General features: G+C 64.8%; 16 protein-coding genes. 7 read left to right on the top strand and 9 right to left on the bottom strand.

The window, feature by feature from the left end; all coding sequences use genetic code 11:
* Positions 1-74: 74 nt before the first annotated feature.
* Positions 75-2,282 (top strand): HEAT repeat domain-containing protein, encoded by a 2,208-nt coding sequence (locus BM002_RS12835; RefSeq protein ID WP_175484893.1) that lies wholly within the window; start codon positions 75-77, stop codon positions 2,280-2,282.
* A 63-nt stretch (positions 2,283-2,345) separates the two neighbouring features.
* Here the strand turns inward: BM002_RS12835 and BM002_RS12830 are convergent, their stop codons facing one another.
* Together BM002_RS12830 and BM002_RS12825 are read right to left on the bottom strand one after the other, a co-directional pair.
* A complete protein-coding gene (locus BM002_RS12830) occupies positions 2,346-2,684 on the bottom strand; it encodes an H-NS histone family protein (protein ID WP_245749242.1) in 339 nt (112 codons plus the stop codon).
* 80 nt (positions 2,685-2,764) lie between these two features.
* On the bottom strand, positions 2,765-4,726 hold the full coding sequence (locus BM002_RS12825) for a protein meaA (protein ID WP_092781639.1): 1,962 nt from the start codon (positions 4,724-4,726) through the stop codon (positions 2,765-2,767).
* A 174-nt stretch (positions 4,727-4,900) separates the two neighbouring features.
* On the opposite strand from BM002_RS12825, the gene BM002_RS12820 reads away from it, so the two are divergent.
* From BM002_RS12820 to BM002_RS12800, 5 genes are all read left to right on the top strand, one after another.
* Complete coding sequence (locus BM002_RS12820) at positions 4,901-6,268, top strand: 1-acyl-sn-glycerol-3-phosphate acyltransferase (protein ID WP_092781636.1); 1,368 nt, start codon at positions 4,901-4,903, stop codon at positions 6,266-6,268.
* A 109-nt stretch (positions 6,269-6,377) separates the two neighbouring features.
* Positions 6,378-7,673 (top strand): crotonyl-CoA carboxylase/reductase, encoded by a 1,296-nt coding sequence (gene ccrA / locus BM002_RS12815; RefSeq protein ID WP_092781633.1) that lies wholly within the window; start codon positions 6,378-6,380, stop codon positions 7,671-7,673.
* Between the two features lie 206 nt (positions 7,674-7,879).
* Complete coding sequence (locus BM002_RS12810) at positions 7,880-8,518, top strand: acyl-homoserine-lactone synthase (RefSeq protein WP_092781630.1); 639 nt, start codon at positions 7,880-7,882, stop codon at positions 8,516-8,518.
* 18 nt (positions 8,519-8,536) lie between these two features.
* Entirely contained in the window at positions 8,537-10,063 is a 1,527-nt protein-coding gene (locus BM002_RS12805) for an ATP-dependent DNA helicase (RefSeq protein WP_092781627.1), read from the top strand.
* Complete coding sequence (locus BM002_RS12800) at positions 10,060-10,785, top strand: SDR family oxidoreductase (RefSeq protein WP_092781624.1); 726 nt, start codon at positions 10,060-10,062, stop codon at positions 10,783-10,785. Before BM002_RS12805 ends, BM002_RS12800 begins: the two co-directional genes overlap by 4 nt.
* 3 nt (positions 10,786-10,788) lie before the next feature.
* On the opposite strand, the gene BM002_RS12795 is transcribed toward BM002_RS12800, so the two are convergent.
* Positions 10,789-11,553, bottom strand: a complete 765-nt coding sequence (locus BM002_RS12795) for a TIGR02186 family protein (RefSeq protein WP_092781621.1) — start codon at positions 11,551-11,553, stop codon at positions 10,789-10,791.
* Complete coding sequence (locus BM002_RS12790) at positions 11,550-12,473, bottom strand: sulfite exporter TauE/SafE family protein (protein WP_092781618.1); 924 nt, start codon at positions 12,471-12,473, stop codon at positions 11,550-11,552. The genes BM002_RS12795 and BM002_RS12790 overlap by 4 nt, the downstream gene beginning before the upstream one ends.
* Before the next feature lie 203 nt (positions 12,474-12,676).
* Between BM002_RS12790 and BM002_RS12785 the strand changes: the two genes are divergently transcribed.
* Positions 12,677-14,242, top strand: a complete 1,566-nt coding sequence (locus BM002_RS12785) for a GMC family oxidoreductase (protein WP_092782200.1) — start codon at positions 12,677-12,679, stop codon at positions 14,240-14,242.
* Here BM002_RS12785 and BM002_RS12780 read toward each other — a convergent pair.
* From BM002_RS12780 to BM002_RS12760, 5 genes are read right to left on the bottom strand one after another with little or no spacing between them, the layout of a single operon-like run.
* Positions 14,239-15,204 carry an ABC transporter permease gene (locus tag BM002_RS12780; RefSeq protein WP_092781615.1) on the bottom strand — a complete coding sequence of 322 codons (966 nt, stop codon included), beginning with the start codon at positions 15,202-15,204 and terminating at the stop codon, positions 14,239-14,241. The two genes, BM002_RS12785 and BM002_RS12780, sit on opposite strands and share 4 nt — an antisense overlap.
* Position 15,205: 1 nt before the next feature.
* Positions 15,206-16,366, bottom strand: coding sequence for an ABC transporter permease (locus BM002_RS12775; RefSeq protein ID WP_245749241.1), 1,161 nt, complete (start codon positions 16,364-16,366; stop codon positions 15,206-15,208).
* Complete coding sequence (locus BM002_RS12770) at positions 16,363-17,904, bottom strand: ABC transporter ATP-binding protein (protein ID WP_092781612.1); 1,542 nt, start codon at positions 17,902-17,904, stop codon at positions 16,363-16,365. The genes BM002_RS12775 and BM002_RS12770 overlap by 4 nt, the downstream gene beginning before the upstream one ends.
* A complete protein-coding gene (locus tag BM002_RS12765) occupies positions 17,901-18,263 on the bottom strand; it encodes a hypothetical protein (protein WP_092781609.1) in 363 nt (120 codons plus the stop codon). Before BM002_RS12765 ends, BM002_RS12770 begins: the two co-directional genes overlap by 4 nt.
* On the bottom strand, positions 18,263-19,270 hold the full coding sequence (locus tag BM002_RS12760; RefSeq protein ID WP_092781606.1) for a BMP family lipoprotein: 1,008 nt from the start codon (positions 19,268-19,270) through the stop codon (positions 18,263-18,265). The genes BM002_RS12765 and BM002_RS12760 overlap by 1 nt, the downstream gene beginning before the upstream one ends.
* Positions 19,271-19,315 lie beyond the last annotated feature (45 nt).

The raw sequence follows: 19,315 nt of genomic DNA, 5'->3' as shown, positions 1-19,315 counted from the left end.
CAGGGCGCGACGATTTTTTTCAGACGCACCATCTCCTGCCGCCCCGCGTCGCCTATCCATTTTCGAGGTTTGCCATGACGTATTCCGTCCTGCGCGCCGCAGCCTTTGCTGCGGTCAGCGTCCCCCTTTTGCCGGGTCTTGCCGCCGCTCAGTTCACCACAATCCCTGGTGTCGGGTGGGAAGGCGCCGGCGCCGGTGCCACCTTTGCCCAGATCGACAGCAATCCGCGACCGGACCTGATCTTCATGGCCTATGACGATCCCGCGCGGGACAACAACTTCCGCTATCGCATCGGGTTCAACGTCAACGCCGCGGGTCAGGCCACCAGCTGGTCCAGCGATTTCATCCGTGTGGACGGTCTGGGATGGGAGGGCGACGGCGCGGGTGTGGCCGTCGGCAACATCGACGGGGACAGCCGTCCCGACATGATCCTGATGGCCTATGACGACCCGACGGGGGCCAATTCATTCCGCTACCGCGTGGGCAAGGACCTCAACAGCGCCGGTGTCGCGGCCAGCTGGTCCGGGTCGATCCAGGTTCCCGGCGTCGGCCACAAGGGGGCAGGCGCGGCGGTTGCCCTGGCCCAACTCGATGGGGACAGCCGCCCTGACATGATCCTGATGGCCTATGACGATCCGGTCCGCGGCAATTCCTTCCGCTACCGGGTCGGCCTGAACCTCAATTCCAACGGAATCGCCACGGCTTGGTCGAGCAGCTATCTGACCGCCCCCGGTGTCGGCTGGGAAGGTCAGGGCGCCGGGATGGATGTCACCGACCTCGATGGCAACGGTGTCCCGGATGTCATCTTCATGGCCTATGACAACCCCGAGCGGAGCAATAATTTCCGCTATCGTGTCGGCATGAACATGGCTCCGAACGGTGCCGTCGAGAGTTGGTCCGAACCTTTCGCCATGCTGCCGGGTGTCGGGTGGGAAGGACAGGGCGCGGGAGCCGCCGTGGCCGACCTCGACGGTGATGGCGCGCCCGAGATGATCGTGATGGCCTATGACAATCCGGAGCGGGGCAACACATTCCGCTACCGACTTGTCCCGTCGCCGATCCGGCCGACCGCCGAGATCGCTCTGACTGTCTCGCGTCACGAGGATACGACGCTGACCAATGCGGATGTCGACCGCATCTTCGCGGACGCCTCTGCGGTTCTTCAAGCGGATGACGGCGGCGGCGATGTCGCCTGTCCGGTCCGGCTGCGCCGCAATGGCGACGTGGGTGTCTTCACCACGGGCGATGGCAGTCTGGACACCTCGGCAGAATTGCAGGCGGTCTTCGCTCTGGCCGGAAACATCAAGGTCGTCGATGACGTCAATTTCTGCGCCGGGGGCTTCAACAGCTCCTTCATCGGCTGCGGCCAGACGCCGGGGTCATCCTTCATCACCGAACGCTTCACGGCATCGCTCGAAGGCATCCTCTGGGGGCATGAGTTCGGGCACAACACGGGCCTGCCGCATAATTCCTCCAGCAATTTCGTGATGTTCGGTTCCATCGGCAGCAGTCGGATCCGGGTCACGAACGCGGAATGCAATTCGCTACTGGCACGGGCGGGTTCCCCGGCCACGGGTGCCTTGACGGGCGCGCTGGCCTTGCCGCAGGCCGATGACGTGATCCGGCTGGAGCGGGTGGGCGATTTCACGCCTGGCGCCGTGCCGATCCAACCGATCAAGGACTTCGTGACGCAGATCTATTTCGAGGGTCTGCCGCTCGACGTGGCGGCCAGCTATGGCCCCGACGTCGTTCCCGAATTGGTCGAGATGCTGGCCGATCCGTCGCTGGTGACGTACCACGAGAATATCGCCCTGACCCTTGGCCTGATCGGCTCGCCCCTCGCGGCGGAACCCTTGCAGGCCTATGTCTCCAGGGGCGGCGTGGATGATGGCGACCTGCGCCGTGCGGAGAAAGGTATCGTCGGGGCGGTCATCGGACTGGGCTATCTTGCCGGTCAAACAAGCGACCCGGAGCTGGTCCAGTTCCTGATCGACCTGGCAGAGCCGACCGAGTTGCGTTCGGAAACGGCGGCCCGTCTTGCGACAAAGGCCGGGGGTTCGGTGGCCGAGGCGAATGACGACGTGGCGCGCTATGCGATCATCTCGCTTGGCTTTACCGGCCAACCGGAAGCCTCGGCCTTCCTTGAGCGGACCTTGGCCGCGCCCGAAGATGTGCTGAAACTGCGGGTGCCGGACGTGCAGAACCTGCTGCGTCAGGGAATCGAGAGCAATGATCTGATCCGCCGCGACGGCCTGCAGATCATCCTGCCCATCGACCGCTGATATCAGGAAAAAAAGGGGCCGTCCTGCGGCCCCTTCTTGCGTTTTCCTCCCCCGAAGAAAACGTCAGACAGACAGGTCCTTGTCGGTCTTTCCGGCTGCGATGGCATCCTTGTACCATTGCGGCTGACGGCCACGTCCCGACCAGGTCACCGATGCATTCTCGGGATGGCGGAATTTCGGTGCGGCCTTGGCCTTGGTCCCCTTCTTGGGGGCCTTGCCGTCGAAAAGCGCCGCAATGGAATACCCTTCCTTGGCCAGCATCGCTTCGATTTCGGCGCGCAATTCCTTCAGGCGCCGCCCGTCGAATTCCGCCTCGGCCTTGGCGATTTCCTTCAGACGCGCTTCGGCTTCCTTGCGCTCTTTTGCCAAATCCTGTTTGGTCATCTTGTCCAACTTTGCCATTTCTCTCTCCCCATATGTCATGATCGACATTCCCGGCCAATAAAACCGGGAGCGAGGAAGAGCAAGAGTTGTTGAAGATCCTATTGCGCTGCGATTACGCCGGGGTCCGCCAATTCGACGATATCTCCCATGATCCGGTTCAATTCGAAATCCTTGGGCGTATAGACTGCCGATACCCCGAAATCCCGCAATCTTGCAGCGTCTTCATCCGGAATGATGCCGCCCACGATGACAGGAACATGGTCGAGCCCTGCGGCCTTCATCCGCGCCATCAGGTCTTCGACCAACGGCAGGTGAGAGCCGGAGAGGATGGACAGGCCGACGACATGCGCACCGGCGTCTTGTGCCGCCGCGACGATCGCCTCGGGCGTCAGGCGGATCCCTTCGTAGCGGATCGCCATGCCACAGTCCCGCGCGCGCACGGCAATCTGCTCGGCCCCATTGGAATGCCCGTCGAGACCGGGCTTGCCCATCAGGAAGGTCAGCCGCTTGCCCAATCTGGACGAGACCGCGTCAACCGCCGTCCGCAGTGCGTCAAGTCCTTCGACCCTGTTGGACGGTGACGCGGAAACCCCCGTAGGGCCGCGATATTCCCCGTGAACCTGCCGCATGATGCCCGCCCATTCCCCGGTGGTCACACCGGCCTTGGCGGCCGCGATGGACGGCGGCATGATGTTTGTCCCGTCCCGCGCGGCCTGGGCCAGATCGGCCAATGCGGCCTCGACGGCGGCGGCGTCGCGGTCCGCGCGCCAAACGGTCAGGCGGCCAACCTGGTCCGCCTCGACCGCCGGGTCCACGACCATGATCCCGCCGTCTTCGCCCACCAGCGGCGAGGCCTCGCCATCGGTCCAGGCGTTCACGCCCACCACGGTCGTCTCGCCCCGTTCGATCCGACCCAGCCGCTCCGCATTGGACTCGACCAGCCGCGATTTCATGTATTCGATGGCCGACACGGCGCCGCCCATTCCATCCAGCACATCCAATTCGGCGCGCGCCCCCTCTTTCAGGGTCGCGACCTTGGCGGCCACCACGGGCGAGCCGTCGAACAGGTCGCCGTATTCCAGAAGGTCGGTCTCATAGGCAAGAACCTGCTGCATGCGCAGGGACCATTGCTGATCCCAGGGGCGCGGAAGGCCAAGCGCCTCGTTCCATGCCGGCAATTGAACGGCGCGGGCGCGGGCATTCTTGGACAACGTCACCGCCAGCATTTCCAGCAGGATGCGATAGACGTTGTTTTCGGGCTGCTGCTCTGTCAAACCAAGCGAGTTAACCTGCACACCGTAGCGGAATCGACGGAATTTCGGATTCTCGATCCCGTATCGCTCGACGCAGATTTCATCCCACAATTCGACGAAAGCGCGCATCTTGCACATTTCGGTCACGAACCGGATGCCCGCGTTGACGAAGAAAGAGATGCGACCCGCCAGCTGCGGAAATTCGTCGGCCGGAACGCGGGGACGCAATTCATCGAGGACCGAAATGGCTGTGGCCAGCGCAAAGGCCAATTCCTGCTCCGGCGTCGCACCCGCCTCCTGCAGGTGATAGGAACAGACGTTCATCGGGTTCCACTTCGGGATCTCGGTATAGCAATACTCGGCCACATCTCCGATCAGCTTCATCGACGGCTTCGGCGGCAGGACATAGGTCCCGCGCGACAGGTACTCCTTGATGAGATCGTTCTGCACGGTCCCCTGAAGCGCGCGCGTATCGGCCCCCTGCTCCTCGGCGACGGCGACATAGAGCGCCAGCAACCACGGGGCCGTCGCATTGATGGTCATGGAGGTATTCATCTGGTCGAGCGGGATATCCCGAAACAGCATCCGCATGTCGCCCAGGTGGGACACCGGCACGCCGACCTTGCCGACTTCGCCCCGCGCCAGGATGTGATCGCTATCGTATCCGGTTTGCGTCGGCAGATCGAAGGCCACAGACAGGCCGGTCTGCCCCTTGGCCAGATTCGCCCGGTAGAGCGTGTTGGACTTCTCTGCCGTGGAATGGCCCGCATAGGTGCGAAACAGCCAGGGGCGATCTTTCTGCGACATGGCATCCTCATACGCAATATTATTGCTTTTTGGATTACATATACGACACATCCGATTCAGTCAATTCGCCGCGGTGCGGCATCGACCGTCTGGGTTTTCTCCGCGACTTGTGGCTGGCCAGTTGCTCCGCGCCGGGTCCCGGCCTACCTTTTGCGCATAAACCGGGGGACGGCGGTGTTCAGGACGATCGAACTTCCAATCTGGGCACTCGCCCTTCTGATGCTCTTTGCGGCGGTGACCTTCGCGTCGCATTTCCTGTTCCCCTCCGTCAGGTGGTTCTTTCGCAAGCGTGCCGAACGGCTGGTGGCGAAGCTCAACACCCGGCTCAAGCGACCGATCCAGCCGTTCAAGCTGGCGCGCCGGATGGACACGATCAACCGCCTGACCCATGACCCGGGGGTCGCGCAGGCCATCGCGGAACATGCGCGCGACAATGGCATCCCCGAGGAAGTCGCCTTCGAGGACGCCAAGCGCTACGCCCGCGAAATCGTGCCCGGGTTCTCGGCCAGCCTCTATTTCGGCTTTGCCACACGTGCGGCCCGTTGGCTGTCGAAGGGTCTTTACCGGGTTCGCGTGACGGGCGAGGCGACGGCGATGGACGGGATCGACCCCAAGGCGACGGTGGTCTTTGTGCTGAACCATCGCTCCAACATGGATTACGTGTTGGTCACCTGGCTGGCCGCGCGTCAGACGGCCTTGGCCTATGCCGTTGGGGAATGGGCGCGGGGTTGGCCGCTTCGGGTGCTGATCCGGGCCATGGGCGGCTATTTCGTGCGGCGAAAGCACCTAAATCCGCTCTATCGCAAGGTTCTGGCCCGCTACGTCCAGATCGCCACCCAGAACGGCGTGACCCAGGCCGTCTTCCCCGAAGGACGGCTCAGCCGCGACGGCAAGTTGCAGCCGCCGAAGCTCGGTGTCCTCAGCTACATCATCGCCGACCACGATGCAGAGAGCGCGCGGGATGTCGTCTTCATCCCGGTCGCCGTTAACTATGAGCGGGTGCTGGAGGATCGGGTCCTGATCTCGGCCGGGCGGGACAGCAGCCGCAGCGCGCAACTGCGCTGGTATACTGTCGCGCGCCACGCGTTGATGCATCTTCAGCTCCGCCTGACGGGTCGGTTCACGCGTCTGGGCTATGCCGCGGTCTCCTTCGGCGAGCCTTTGTCGCTGCAGAGTTTTCTCTGGAAGGGGCACAGCGATCCGGCTGCCGCCTTGGGCGAAGAATTGATGAGACGGATCGAGGCCGTTCTTCCGGTCGTTCCGCTGGCGCTCGTCTCCGAGGCGCTTCACCATGGAGCCCGCGATGTCGCCGTCGTTGCCGCCCATCTCGAAGCCCGGGTCGAGGACTGGAAGGGCACCGGTCACCCCGTCCACTATGCGCAACGCGAGGCCCGCGATACGGCCCTGGTCGCCTTGCGGATGCTGGAAGCGCGCGGCGCCCTGGCCTTGCAGGATGACAGGATCACACTCGAGGAAGACTGGCTGTATGTGGTCGCATACTACGCCGCCAATTTGCCAGTGCAGAAAGAACTAGAGACATAAAATTACAACATGGGTTTCGCAGGGGTTGGAAAGTTACCTGCAAGGTGATAGCTCTGTTGCAACGCAGCGCGAGCGATTCCGCATCGCGGCATGATTGCAGGAGGGATTGATGGCCTTGGATACGAACACAGCACTTCTGGACTATGACGCAGTGGCCAAAGATCTGTACGAAATGGGCGAAATGCCCCCGATGGGCCATATCCCCAAGCAGATGTACGCCTGGGCCATCCGGCGCGAACGTCACGGCGACCCTGACACGGCGATGCAGCAGGAAATCGTCGATGTCCCTGAACTCGACAGCCAGGACGTCCTCGTTCTCGTGATGGCGGCCGGCATCAACTATAACGGCGTCTGGGCGGCCCGCGGCGTCCCCATCAGCCCCTTCGACGGCCATCAGCAGCCATACCATATCGCCGGTTCCGACGCGTCCGGGATTGTCTGGGCCGTCGGTGACAAGGTGAAGCGCTGGAAGGTCGGGGACGAGGTCGTCATCCACTGCAACCAGGACGATGGCGACGACGAGGAGTGCAACGGCGGCGATCCGATGTACTCGCCCACGCAGCGTATCTGGGGCTACGAGACGCCGGACGGCTCGTTCAGCCAGTTCACCCGTGTCCAGTCGCAGCAATTGATGCCGCGCCCCAAGCACCTCACCTGGGAAGAGGCGGCGTGCTACACGCTGACGCTTGCGACCGCTTACCGGATGCTGTTCGGTCACGAACCACACGACCTCAAGCCCGGTCAGAACGTGCTCGTCTGGGGCGCGTCCGGCGGCCTCGGCTCCTATGCGATCCAATTGATCAACACGGCCGGCGCCAACGCGATCGGCGTCATCAGCGACGAGAGCAAGCGCGCCTTCGTCATGGGCCTGGGCGCAAAGGGCGTCATCAACCGCAACGATTTCTCGTGCTGGGGTCAGATGCCCACGGTCAACACGCCCGAATACAAGGCTTGGTTTACCGAGGCGCGCAAGTTCGGCAAGGCGATCTGGGACATCACCGGCAAGGGCGTGAACGTCGACATGGTGTTCGAGCACCCGGGCGAGGCGACCTTCCCCGTCTCGACCTTCGTGTGCAAGAAGGGCGGCATGGTCGTCATCTGCGCCGGAACGACCGGGTTCAACCTGACGTTCGACGTGCGCTACATGTGGATGCACCAGAAGCGCCTGCAGGGATCGCATTTCGCCCATCTCAAGCAGGCATCGGCGGCCAACAAGCTGATGGTCGAGCGGCGTCTCGACCCGTGCATGTCCGAATGCTTCGACTGGTCGGACCTGCCCGCGGCTCACATGAAAATGATGCGCAACGAACATAAGCCCGGCAACATGTCGGTGCTGGTCCAAGCGCCCCGAACGGGCCTGCGCACGCTCGAGGATGTTCTGGAGGCCGGCCCCGCAAAACGCTGAAAAAACTAGCACGATCAATATGCAAGCCCCGCCTATCTGGCGGGGCTTTGCCGTTTGCAGGTGCGACCATGGGAAGTCTATCGAATCTGATCTATTTCGCGGTCTTCTAGAATCCCAGAGGTTGAGCGCTTCGGACGTCAAGGTTTTGTTAACCAGTATGGCGCGACATCTTTGGTTGTACTCACCAACCAAAAAGGCCTGCCAAAATGATCAGATTTCTACGCGCTTCCGAACTCGAACATCACAGCGATCTCGCCGCATCGATGTTCCGGGATCGGACCAAGCAATTTCGCGACCGCATGGGCTGGGACGTGACCGTCGATCAGCTGGGGTGGGAGACGGATCAATATGATGCGCTCAACCCGATCTATGTCATTGCCGAGAATTCGGACGGTCTGCATGCGGGGTCGATGCGGTTTCTGCCCACGTCGGGCCGCACCATGCTGGACGAAATCTTCCCGCAACTCAAAGGCGGTCGCACCCTGAGCAGCCATCGCATCTGGGAATGCACGCGGTTCTGTCTGTCGCCCGGTGCGGGGGCCGATACTGCGCGGCTCATGCTGGTCGCGGGTCAGGAACTGGGCCTGTCCATGGGGCTGAGCCATTCCGTCGGCGTCTTTGACCGCCCGATGGTCCGCGTCTATCGCCGCCTTGGGTGGGAACCCGAGGTTCTGGGCACCGAAAACGGCATTTCGGCCGGGATCTGGGAGCTTTCGCGCGCGACGATGTCGCGGATGTGCGAGGCTGCGGGGATCGACCCGTCGCTTCTGCGCAAGTGGTGCGATGCGGCGCGCATCGACGTGACCACGGGCAATGGAACGCAAGCCCTTCCAGTCAGCGCCTGACGCGGGCACAAGGGGGCGATGCCAGAGCTCGCCCCCCAACTCTCTCCGGATCAGGCCGAAGCCTGGGACCGGATCGCCGGCGTCCTGTCGGACAGCGGGGTCGCGCTTGCTGACGGCTTTGCCGGGCCGCGTGGCGACGATGACAGTCGCGTGCTGGCCGTCACCGGCAAGGCCGGGTCGGGCAAGACGCTCCTGCTGGCGCAACTGGTCAAGGGGTTGCGCGAAGCGGGCCTCGACCTCGTGTCCGGCGACTACGAGCGCAAGCGCAAGGACCGCCGGACCCTCGCCGTGCTGGCGCCCACCAACAAGGCCGCCTCGGTGCTGCGCAATCGCGGCGTGCCTGCGACGACGATCCACCGCATCCTCTACACCCCGATGTACGATCCGGAATACGAGAAGATCGCAGAATGGCTTGCCGGAGACGGCGACCGTCCGGTGGTCGAGGGCCTGACCGACGAGGCGATGGACCGCGCCAAACGCGTCTATGACGAGACGTCGTCAGTGCCCGGTGCCCTGGCCGCCGCGGGTCTGCGAGGCTCGGATTTCATCACCGGATGGAAGCGGCGCGATAGCCCGCTTGATATCGGGTTCGTCGACGAATCCTCCATGCTCGACGACAAGCAGTTCGAGGACCTCAAGGAGATCTTCCCGACCCTCGTCCTCTTCGGGGATCCGGCACAGCTGGCCCCGGTCAACCAATCCGGCCGGATGGTCTTTGATCGATTCAGCGGCGACGATCACCTCCACCTCAGCCGCGTTCACCGCCAGGAGGCCGACAGCCCGATCCTGGACCTGGCCCACGCCCTGGGCGACCCGGACCTGTCGTTCCATGATTTCGAACAGATGATCGAGGATGCGGCGGCCTGCGATGACCGGGTGGTGGTGGCCAGCCGCGTCGACAGCGATCTGATGGCGCGGTCGCCCGTTCTGGTCTGGCGCAATGCGACCCGCATCCGCCTGATCCGGGCCTTCCGGCAGGCGCATGGGGCCGACGACACGCATCTTCTGCCGGGAGAGCCGTTGATCTGTGACGGGCTGGAGCTGCCGCTCAAGCATCGCAAGCGGCGCATCGACCTCGAGGCGCGGGGCCTGATCAAGGGGGCACAGGTCGTCTATCTGGGACCCGGGCGCAAACCGGGGTTCAGCAAACTGCACGTGGTCGGCGCGCCCGAACCCGAAATCTCGGTCAGCTCCATCGTCAAGATCGAGCACCCGGACGAGGAAGAACCCTTCCTGCCTTTCGCCGCCCGCATGGGGGCTGCGTTCCTGCACGGGGCGGCGGTCACGACCCACAAGGCCCAGGGCAGCCAATGGGACGCGGTGCAGGTCTTCGCCCCCGATCTCTATGCCGCGTCCCAGGCCGGGCGGGTCGAGGCGGGACAACACCTTTGGAAACGTCTGGCCTATGTCGCGATCACCCGCGCGGTGACCCGGCTGATCTGGGTCAAACGCTATGCCCTGGGTCGCCCGCAACACCCGCTCGATACATCCGACTTGCGGACGGCTCCCGCGCCGCTCACCCTTGAATCGGAGGATACATCATGATCCGCAGCATTCTTGTCACGGGGGCGTCGTCCGGCATCGGCGCGGCTACGGCGCAGCTGTTCCTGTCCGAGGGCTGGACCGTCGGCCTTATGGCCCGCCGCGAAGACGCGCTGCGCGAAGTCGCGGGGGATCATCCGAATGCCCATGTCCTGCCGGGCGACGTGACCGATCCGGAAGCCGCCGAGCAGGTCGTGGCCGCCTTCGCAAGGGCCGCCGGGCGCCTCGACGTTCTCTTCAACAACGCGGGCATCTTCGTGCCCGCCGCCGCGATCGACCGGACATCCGTCGACGACTGGCACAAGGCCGTGGCCGTGAACCTGACCGGCATGTTCCTGATGGCGCGGGCGGCCTTTGGCGTCATGCGGGCGCAGGGCGGCGGGCGTATCATCAACAACGGCTCGATCAGCGCGCATGTCCCGCGCGAGGGCGCGGTGACCTACACGGTGACGAAACACGCCATCACCGGCCTGACCCGGCAGTTGGCGCTGGACGGGCGCAGCCTGAACATCGCCTGCGGTCAGATCGACATCGGCAACGCGCGCACCCCGATGCTCGAAGCGCTTGATACCGCGCAGCGGGCGTCAGGCGGGGCCGGCGTGGCGATGATGGCGGTCGAGGATGCGGCCCGCGCCGTCCTCTCCATGGCCGATCTGCCCGAGGGGACCAACGTGCTGACCATGACGATCATGGCCAACGGCATGCCCTATGTCGGGCGCGGCTGACGTTCAGAAGCGGACGAAGCGGAACACGGCGGCCGCACTCCACCCGGCGGCAATCGCGATGAAGAGCGACAACAGGCCATAGACCACCGGCTGCTCATGGGCGAGGTTGTAGATCCACCGCTCCATCCCGATCTTCTGGACGTAGATCGACGTGGCAAAGCTGTCGATCACCTCGCCGTCCCGGGTCAGGAAGATCCGCGTGGCATAGCTGCCTTCGACCAGATCCGACGGCAAGGCCACCGTCGTGGAAAAGAGCGTCGCATCGCGCACCGCGACCGAGCCTTCGGCACTCCCATAGAGCCCTGCCGTGGTGTTGACCCGGATCAGCGCATCCAGGAACTCGGGCTCGTCGTCGGACATGGTCCCCATACCGGGTCCGCGCAAGGCGCGCGCGGTGCTGATGTGCCATTGATCGTCGGCTTCGGGCGACAGGGCCTGGGCCAGGGGGATCGAGGAGGCCACGGCATAGAAGCTGGGCGCGCCCGCCACATCGACGGAATCGGTGTTCACCCAGATACCCAGGCGTCGTTCCTTGCGGCGGATCGTGACGTCTTCGCGCGGCCCGGTCACCGTGATGATGACGGCCATCCGGGTGCCGACGGGTTGCGGTTGATCGCGTTTGATCGCGCCGAAGATCAGGATCTCGGACCCGTCGAAATTGGTCGAGATGGAGATGCGGTCCTGGCTCAGGTCGGCGACGATTTCCTCGGCGGTCACGGGCCAGATACTCAGCAGAAAAACGGCAAGCAGGGCGACAAGGCGCGTCATCCGTGGCCCCCCTGTGCGATCGAGAAGAGCTCTGACGGCTCCAGCAACAGGTCCAGCGCAAGTTTCCCGCAGACGGCCAGCACCATCAGCGCCAGCAGGATGCGCAGCTGTTCGGCCTTCATCTTGACGCCGATCCGGGTGCCGATCTGCGCGCCGACCACGCCCCCCACCAGCAGAAGGACCGCCAGCACCATGTCGACGGTATAGTTCGTAGTCGCATGCAGCATGGTCGCAAAGGCGGTCACGAAGATGATCTGGAACAGCGATGTCCCCACGACCACCTTGGTCGGCATCCCCAGAAGATAGATCATCGCCGGGACCATGATGAACCCGCCACCGACGCCCATGATCGCGGCCAGGATGCCGACGAACAGCCCGACCACAAGCGGCGGAATGACCGAGATATAAAGCCCGCTGGTGCGGAACTTGATCTTGAAGGGCAGGGCATCCATCCAGCCGCGCTGTCGCCGCACGATCTTGGGGGCGGGGCCCTTGGCCCGGCTCTTGCGGATGGCGTTCAGGCTCTCGATGAACATGAGCGCGCCGATCACGCCAAGGAACAGGACGTAGCAGAGCTTTACTAGCAGATCGACCTGGCCCAGACCCCGCAGGATATTGAAGACCTGCACGCCAAGTGCCGCGCCGATCAGACCCCCGATCAGAAGGACGACCCCCATGCGCAGGTCGACCGTCTTGCGTTTCAGATGCGCCAGCACCCCTGAAAACGACGAGGCGACGATCTGGTTCGCTTCGGTCGCGACGGCCACGGCGGGTGGAATGCCGATCATGAACAGGAGCGGTGTCATCAGGAACCCGCCGCCCACGCCGAACATGCCCGACAGGATGCCCACAAGCCCGCCCAACCCCAACAGGAGGAAGGCGTTGACCGAGACTTCGGCTATGGGAAGGTAAATCTGCACCGGGCACCTATCGGGGGCGATGCATCCCTTAAGCTGAATGCGGCGCGCGGTGTCAAACCCCGGCGCCAGAAAGTCGTGCGATATCGCTGCGTGCGACGGCAATTGGCTCCACGTGCGGTGTCGATCTGGCCTTACCGCCGCTGCGGCAGGCTTGTGTGCGGCGCGCCAAGGCGGCACCCTCCGGCCTGGCGGGAGGGACCGGGATGACAAAGCAGGCAGATATCGTGATCGTGGGTGGCGGGTCCGCCGGATGCGTGATGGCCGCGCGTCTGTCCCAAGACCCGTCGCGACAGGTGATGCTGGTCGAGGCGGGCGGCGCGGGTGGGAACCCTCTTTTGCATCTGCCCGCCGGTCTGGCCGAGGTTCTGGGCAACGGCATTGCCGACTGGGGCTATCACACCGAGCCGCAGCCGGGCCTGAACGACCGCCGCATCCGGTGGCCCCGGGGCAAGGTCCTTGGCGGATCCTCGGCGATCAATGCCATGTGCTATTTTCGCGGCGACCTGAGCGATTACGACGCCTGGGGCCACGGGTGGAGCGGGGCCGAGGCCCTGCATCTGTTCAAGGCCGCCGAATGCCATTCCGAAGGGGTCGGGCAATGGCATGGCGACGACGGGCCGCTCCACGTCACGCGACCCGACTGGTTCCACCCCGCAACCGCGCGCTTTCTGTCTGCGGGCCGACAGGCGGGCCATGCCGACGTCCCCGATTTCGCGGCCCCGGATCGGGACGGCGTCGGGCGCTATGACACCACGACTCACAAGGGCCTGCGTTGTTCTGCGGCGCGCGCCTATCTGACGGCCGAGGTCCGCGCCCGCCCGAACCTGACGATCCTGACCGGGCAGCAGGTGGCGCGGGTTCTGTTCGACGGGACGCGGGCGGCGGGGCTGGCCCTGCTCGACGGAACGGAAATCACCGCACGGCAGGAGGTGATCCTCTGCGCGGGGGCCATCGGGACGCCGCAGATCCTGATGCTGTCGGGCGTCGGCCCGGGCAGCGACCTGCGCGACCTGGGCCTGAGCCTGGTGCGGGACGCGCCGGGGGTCGGCGGCAACCTTCAGGACCATCTCGACATCAACGCGATGATCCTGACCCGACCCGGCAGCGCCATCGGCTATACGCCGGGGTTCCTGCCACAGGCGCTCTCGGCCCCGGTTCGCTGGCTGCGCGACCGGCGTGGCCTTCTGGCATCGAACCTGGCCGAAGGCGGCGGCTTTGCCCGCTCGCGCGAGGGGCTCGACAAACCGGATATTCAGTTCCACTTCCTGCCCGCCCTGGGCGAAAATCATGGCCAGACCCGCAACTGGGGCAAGACGGGCGTGTCGCTCCATGCCTGCGGGCTCTATCCCCGGGCACGCGGGCGGCTGCGGCTGCGGTCCGCCGATCCGATGGCGAAACCCGTGATCGACCCGAACTACCTGTCGGCGGACGAGGACATGGCCGTGCTCATCGCGGGCGGCAAGATGGCGGTGGAAATCCTGTCGCAACCTGCCTTCGATGACATCCGCCTGGGCTGGCACAAGCCCGATGCCGTCCCTGCGTCCGATGCCGAATGGGAGGCCACGATCCGCGCGCGGGCCGACACCATCTATCACCCGGTCGGCACAGCGGCCATGGGCGACGTCACCGATTGGGAGGGGCGCGTCGAGGGCGTCAGCGGCCTGCGGGTCGTGGATGCGTCGCTGATGCCGACCATCGTGGGCGGCAACACCAATGCGCCGGTCATCATGATGGCAGAACGGATCTCGCGCCGGATGGCCGAGGCCTAGCGCTCCTTGACGTAGGGCTCGCCCCCCGCGCGGGGCGGAATGGCCTTGCCGCCCAGACCCGCCAGGATCAGCACCACGAGAATATATGGAAGCGCCTGCATCAGCTGCACAGGGACATCCGCACCGAATAGCTCCAGGCTCTGATAGCGGTTGCCGAAGGCCTCGAGGAAGCCGAACAGAAGGCAGGCTCCCATGGCGTGCCAGGGCCGCCATTTCGCGAAGATCAGCGCGGCCAGCGCGATGAACCCGCGACCCGCCGACATCTCCTTGACGAAACCGGCAGAGAGAGCCGTCGCCAGATAGGCCCCGGCGATCCCGCAAAGCACACCGCAGATCAGCACGGCGGCATAGCGCAGGCCCACGACACTGACGCCGGCGGTATCGACCGCAGCCGGATTCTCGCCCACCGCACGCAGGCGCAGGCCGAAGCGCGTCCGGAACAGCACCCACCAGCTGAGCGGGACCATGGCGAGCGAGAGGTAGACGATGATCGTATGGCCCGAAATGACGTCGCTGTAGATCGGCCCGAGCAAGGGAATACCCCGCAACGGGTCGGCCAGGGGCAACATCAGCTCGTGAAACCGCGAGGCGCCCTCCAGCTGCGGGGTGCGCCCACCCAGGGCGAACCAAGCCTCGCCGATGACGACGGTAAGGCCCGAAGCCAGGAAATTGATCGCCACGCCGGAAATCAGCTGGTTGCCCCGGAAGGTGATCGACGCGACCCCGTGGACGAGGGCCAGCACAAGCGAGGCCCCGATGCCCGCCAGCAGGCCGATCCACACGCTGCCGGTATAGGAGGCGATGGCCGCCGACATGAAGGCCGAGGCCAGCATCTTGCCCTCCAGCCCGATGTCGAAGATGCCCGCCCGCTCTGAGAAGAGACCCGCAAGGCAGGCCAGAAGCAGCGGCGTGGACAGGCGCAGGGAGCTGTCGAAGAGTTGCAGAAGCGTCAGAAGGTCCATGCTACGGCTCCACCTTTCCGGCATCCGGGTTGCCGCCGGGATGCGTCGGATCCTTGGGCAAGGGGGCGACAGGCTGACGGCGGCGCGACAGGAACAACCGCTCCACCGGCATCCGGACCATGTTGTCGAGCGCGCCGGTGAACAGGATGACGAGGGCCTGGATCACCACGATCATCTCGCGGGTGATGCCCGGGATCTCGAATTCGACCTCAGCCCCGCCCTGATAGAGGATACCGAACAAGAGCGCCGCCAGCAGCACGCCGACCGGATGCGACCGGCCCATCAACGCGACGGCGATGCCGACGAACCCTGCCCCCTGAACCGAGTCGATGACGAGGCGCTCCGCCTCGCCCATGACGGCGTTGACCGCCATCATCCCGCAGAGCCCGCCCGACACCAGCATGGCGATCATGATGATCCGCGTGGGCGAGATGCCTGCATAAAGCGCCGCGGGCTCCGAAAATCCGAACGCGCGGATCTCGTATCCAAGCCGAGTCCGCCAGATCAGGAGCCAGACGCCAAGCGCCGCCAGCATTGCCACGAAGAACGAGATGTTGAGCGGCGTGGACCGGCTGAACCCGAGCCAGGGCGCGATGTCATAGGCCGAGGGCAGGCGCACCGCCTCGGCAAAACGCGCCGTCTCGGGCGAGCCGCCGGCGCCGGGCACCAGCAGGACCTTCGACAACAGATAGACCATCAGCGCCGAGGCGATGAAGTTGAACATGATGGTCGTGATGACGATATGGCTGCCGCGCCGCGCCTGAAGCCAGGCGGGAATCGCGGCCCAAGCCGCCCCGAACACCGCCGACGCGGCAATCGCCGCCAGAAGGCCAAGCGACCAATGCGGCCAATCCACGAACAGTAGGATCAGGGCGACGCCAAGCCCGCCGAGCGCGGCCTGCCCCTCGCCCCCGATGTTGAACATCCGCGCGTGGAAGGCGACGGCCACGGCCAGCCCGGTAAAGATGAAATTCGTCGCATAATAGAGCGTGTAGCCCCAGCCATAGGCCGACCCGACCGCGCCGTTGATCAGGATGCGCAGCGCCTCGAACGGGTTTTCTCCGATCAGGGCAACGACCACGCCCGACACGAACAGGGCCAGCGCCAGGTTGATGATCGGGATCAGCAGGATGTCGGCCCATTTGGGCATCGCGTCGTTCATGCCGCCGCCCCCGTGACGCCCGCCATCAGAAGGCCCAGTTCCCGCTGATCGGTCTGATCGGGCAGGCGTTCGCCCATGATGCGGCCATCGAACATGACCGCGATGCGGTCCGACAAGGCCATGATCTCGTCCAGCTCGACGGAGACCAGCAGGATCGCCTTGCCCTGGTCGCGCAGTGCGATGATCTGCTGGTGGATGAATTCGATGGCCCCGATGTCGACGCCGCGCGTCGGCTGACCGATCAGAAGAAGGTCGGGGTTCCTCTCGATCTCGCGCGCCAGGACGATCTTCTGTTGATTGCCGCCCGAGAAATTCTTGGCCGTCAGGTTCGGGTCGGGCGGGCGCACGTCGAAGCGTTCCATCTTGGCCACGCAATCGGCCTTGAGGGCGGCGTTGTCCATGAAGATGCCGGAGCCGAATTTCGCATCGTGGTGATAGCCGAAGCCCACGTTTTCCCAGGCGCGGTAATCCATGATCAGACCCTCGCGCTGACGATCCTCGGGGACATGGGCGATGCCCCGCGCGCGCCGGGTGCGCGCATCGGAGGCGGTGCCGGTCAGGTCGATGGGTTGGCCGTTGACCCGGATGGTGCCGGTGCCGTTGGCATAGCCGCCCAGAACCTCCAGCAACTCCGACTGGCCGTTGCCCGCGACGCCCGCGATGCCCAGAACCTCGCCCGCGCGGATGGTCAGGTCGATGCCGCGCAGGCGCTCCACCTTCTGCTCGTCGACGACGCGCAGGTTCTCCACCTCCAGCACGACCGCGCCGGGCTTGGCCGGGGTCTTGTCGACGCGCAGCAGGACCTTGCGCCCCACCATCAACTCGGCCAGCTGCTCGGGCGAGGTTTCGGCGGTTTGCACCGTCGCCGTCATCTCGCCGCGCCGCATGACCGACACGCTGTCGGTGATCTCCATGATCTCGCGCAGCTTGTGGGTGATCAGGATGATCGTCTTCCCCTCGTCGCGCAGCCCTTCGAGGATACGGAACAGGTGGTCCGCCTCGGCCGGGGTCAACACGCCCGTCGGCTCATCCAGGATCAGGATGTCGGCCTCGCGGTAGAGCGCCTTGAGGATCTCGACGCGCTGCTGCTGGCCCACGCCCAGATCCTCGATGATGGCATCGGGGTCGACGTCCATCTCATAGTCATCCGCCAGCTGTTTCAACAGTTTGCGCGCCTTCGACAGGGACGGCTTGAGCAATCGCCCGTCTTCGGCGCCCAGAACCACGTTCTCCAGCACCGAGAAATTCTCGACCAGTTTGAAGTGCTGGAACACCATGCCGATTCCGGCGTCGATGGCGGCCTGGCTGTCGGGGATGTCGGTCTTCTTGCCGCCGATGTAGATCTCGCCCGAGTCGGCCTTGTAGAACCCATAGAGGATCGACATCAGGGTCGATTTCCCGGCCCCGTTCTCGCCGATGATGCCGTGGATGGTGCCGCGCCGGACCTGGATCGAGATGTCCTTGTTGGCCTGGACCGGGCCGAATGCCTTGGAGATGCCGCGCAGTTCGATGGCAAGGCTGGTGTCGCTCTGGGTCATTGGCTCTCCACGAAGCCGGTCACGCGGGTCAGGCCGTCATCCCCTGCCGTTCCGATGAAGGTCACCGTTGCAAAGGGCGCCCCCGCGCGGTCGATGCGCGCGGTGATCCTGGCGGTCCGGTGGGTCACGTCCGGCGCGCCGAGCGGCAGAAGGATCGCATCCGGCAGGTTCGCGCGAAAGACGTTCAGGTATTCTTCCATTCCGCTCGCGCCGTCGAAGGGGGCGGGGGCATGGGGATCCTCATAGGTGAACGAGGCCCCAAGGGCCTCGTCCAGTGTTTCGCCACGGACCCCGGCGTCGGTTTCGTTCCAGGCCGACAGAAGTCGCAGGAGCAGTCGTCCGGGGTCCGCGTCGGTCATCAGTAGGCGGGGCAGGTGTTGTCCGACAGGAAGTCGTGAACCACGATCTCGCCCGCGATGATCTTGGCCTTCGCGTCTTCGACGGCGGCGATCATCTCCGGCGTGACCAGCGCTTCGTTGTTCTCGTCCAGCGCAAAGCCGACACCGTCGTTGGACAGGCCCATGACGCTGATCCCGGTTTCCAGCTCGCCTGCGGCGGCGGCGGTGAAGGCGTCATAGACGGCGTTGTCCACGCGCTTGATCATCGAGGTCAGAACCTCGCCGGGGTGCAGGTAGTTCTGGTTGCTGTCCACGCCGATCGACAGGATGTCGGCATCGGCGGCGGCCTGAAGCACACCGATCCCGGTGCCACCGGCGGCGGCAAAGACCACATCCGATCCCTGGCTGATCTGCGATTTGGTCAGCTCGGCGCCCTTGACCGGGTCGTTCCAGGCGGTCGGCGTGGTGCCCGTCATGTTGACGATCACGTTCATCTCGGGGTTCACGGCCTTGGCGCCCTGGGCATAGCCGCAAGCGAACTTGGAGATGATCGGAACATCCATGCCGCCCACGAAGCTGACCGTGCCGGTCTCGGACGCCATGGCGGCCATCATGCCGACCAGATAGCTGCCCTCGTGCTCCGAAAAGACGATGGACTTCACGTTCGGCTGATCGACGACCATGTCGACGATGACGAAGTCGGTGTCGGGATAATCGGGGGCCACCACGTCGAGGGTGGAGCCGTTGGCAAAGCCCAGAACCACGACGGGGTTCGCGCCACGCTCGGCCATGCGGCGCATGGTCTGCTCGCGCTGCGCTTCGTTGGCCAGCTCCGTCTCGGCATATTCGCCGCCGGTTTCCTCGACCCAACGCTGCGCGCCGTTATAGGCGCTCTCGTTGAACGACTTGTCGAACTTGCCGCCCAGGTCGATGATCAGGCCGGGGCTGGAATGCGCGTCGGCTGCGGCCAGACCTGCGGTCAGCGCCAGGGTCGCCGCGGCGCCCATGAGGGTCTTGATGGTGGTCATGTGTCTCTCCCGTCGATGGATGCGGTCGGGCGATGATTCCCGTCC

Source organism: Jannaschia pohangensis, assembly GCF_900113875.1.
GTDB classification, from domain to species: domain Bacteria; phylum Pseudomonadota; class Alphaproteobacteria; order Rhodobacterales; family Rhodobacteraceae; genus Jannaschia; species Jannaschia pohangensis.
The sequence above is the reverse complement of the archived record's forward strand: the minus strand, read 5'-3'. Positions and strand labels throughout refer to the sequence as shown.

What these genes read in the sequence shown, in the direction of transcription:
- BM002_RS12825 (WP_092781639.1), bottom strand. Translation starts at nt 4,726, where the DNA reads ATGTCGCAGAAAGATCGCCCCTGGCTGTTTCGCACCTATGCGGGCCAT.
- BM002_RS12805 (WP_092781627.1), top strand. Translation starts at nt 8,537, where the DNA reads ATGCCAGAGCTCGCCCCCCAACTCTCTCCGGATCAGGCCGAAGCCTGG.
- BM002_RS12795 (WP_092781621.1), bottom strand. Translation starts at nt 11,553, where the DNA reads ATGACGCGCCTTGTCGCCCTGCTTGCCGTTTTTCTGCTGAGTATCTGG.
- BM002_RS12785 (WP_092782200.1), top strand. Translation starts at nt 12,677, where the DNA reads ATGACAAAGCAGGCAGATATCGTGATCGTGGGTGGCGGGTCCGCCGGA.
- BM002_RS12835 (WP_175484893.1), top strand. Translation starts at nt 75, where the DNA reads ATGACGTATTCCGTCCTGCGCGCCGCAGCCTTTGCTGCGGTCAGCGTC.
- ccrA (WP_092781633.1), top strand. Translation starts at nt 6,378, where the DNA reads ATGGCCTTGGATACGAACACAGCACTTCTGGACTATGACGCAGTGGCC.
- BM002_RS12780 (WP_092781615.1), bottom strand. Translation starts at nt 15,204, where the DNA reads ATGGACCTTCTGACGCTTCTGCAACTCTTCGACAGCTCCCTGCGCCTG.
- BM002_RS12800 (WP_092781624.1), top strand. Translation starts at nt 10,060, where the DNA reads ATGATCCGCAGCATTCTTGTCACGGGGGCGTCGTCCGGCATCGGCGCG.
- BM002_RS12775 (WP_245749241.1), bottom strand. Translation starts at nt 16,366, where the DNA reads ATGAACGACGCGATGCCCAAATGGGCCGACATCCTGCTGATCCCGATC.
- BM002_RS12770 (WP_092781612.1), bottom strand. Translation starts at nt 17,904, where the DNA reads ATGACCCAGAGCGACACCAGCCTTGCCATCGAACTGCGCGGCATCTCC.
- BM002_RS12830 (WP_245749242.1), bottom strand. Translation starts at nt 2,684, where the DNA reads ATGGCAAAGTTGGACAAGATGACCAAACAGGATTTGGCAAAAGAGCGC.
- BM002_RS12810 (WP_092781630.1), top strand. Translation starts at nt 7,880, where the DNA reads ATGATCAGATTTCTACGCGCTTCCGAACTCGAACATCACAGCGATCTC.
- BM002_RS12765 (WP_092781609.1), bottom strand. Translation starts at nt 18,263, where the DNA reads ATGACCGACGCGGACCCCGGACGACTGCTCCTGCGACTTCTGTCGGCC.
- BM002_RS12760 (WP_092781606.1), bottom strand. Translation starts at nt 19,270, where the DNA reads ATGACCACCATCAAGACCCTCATGGGCGCCGCGGCGACCCTGGCGCTG.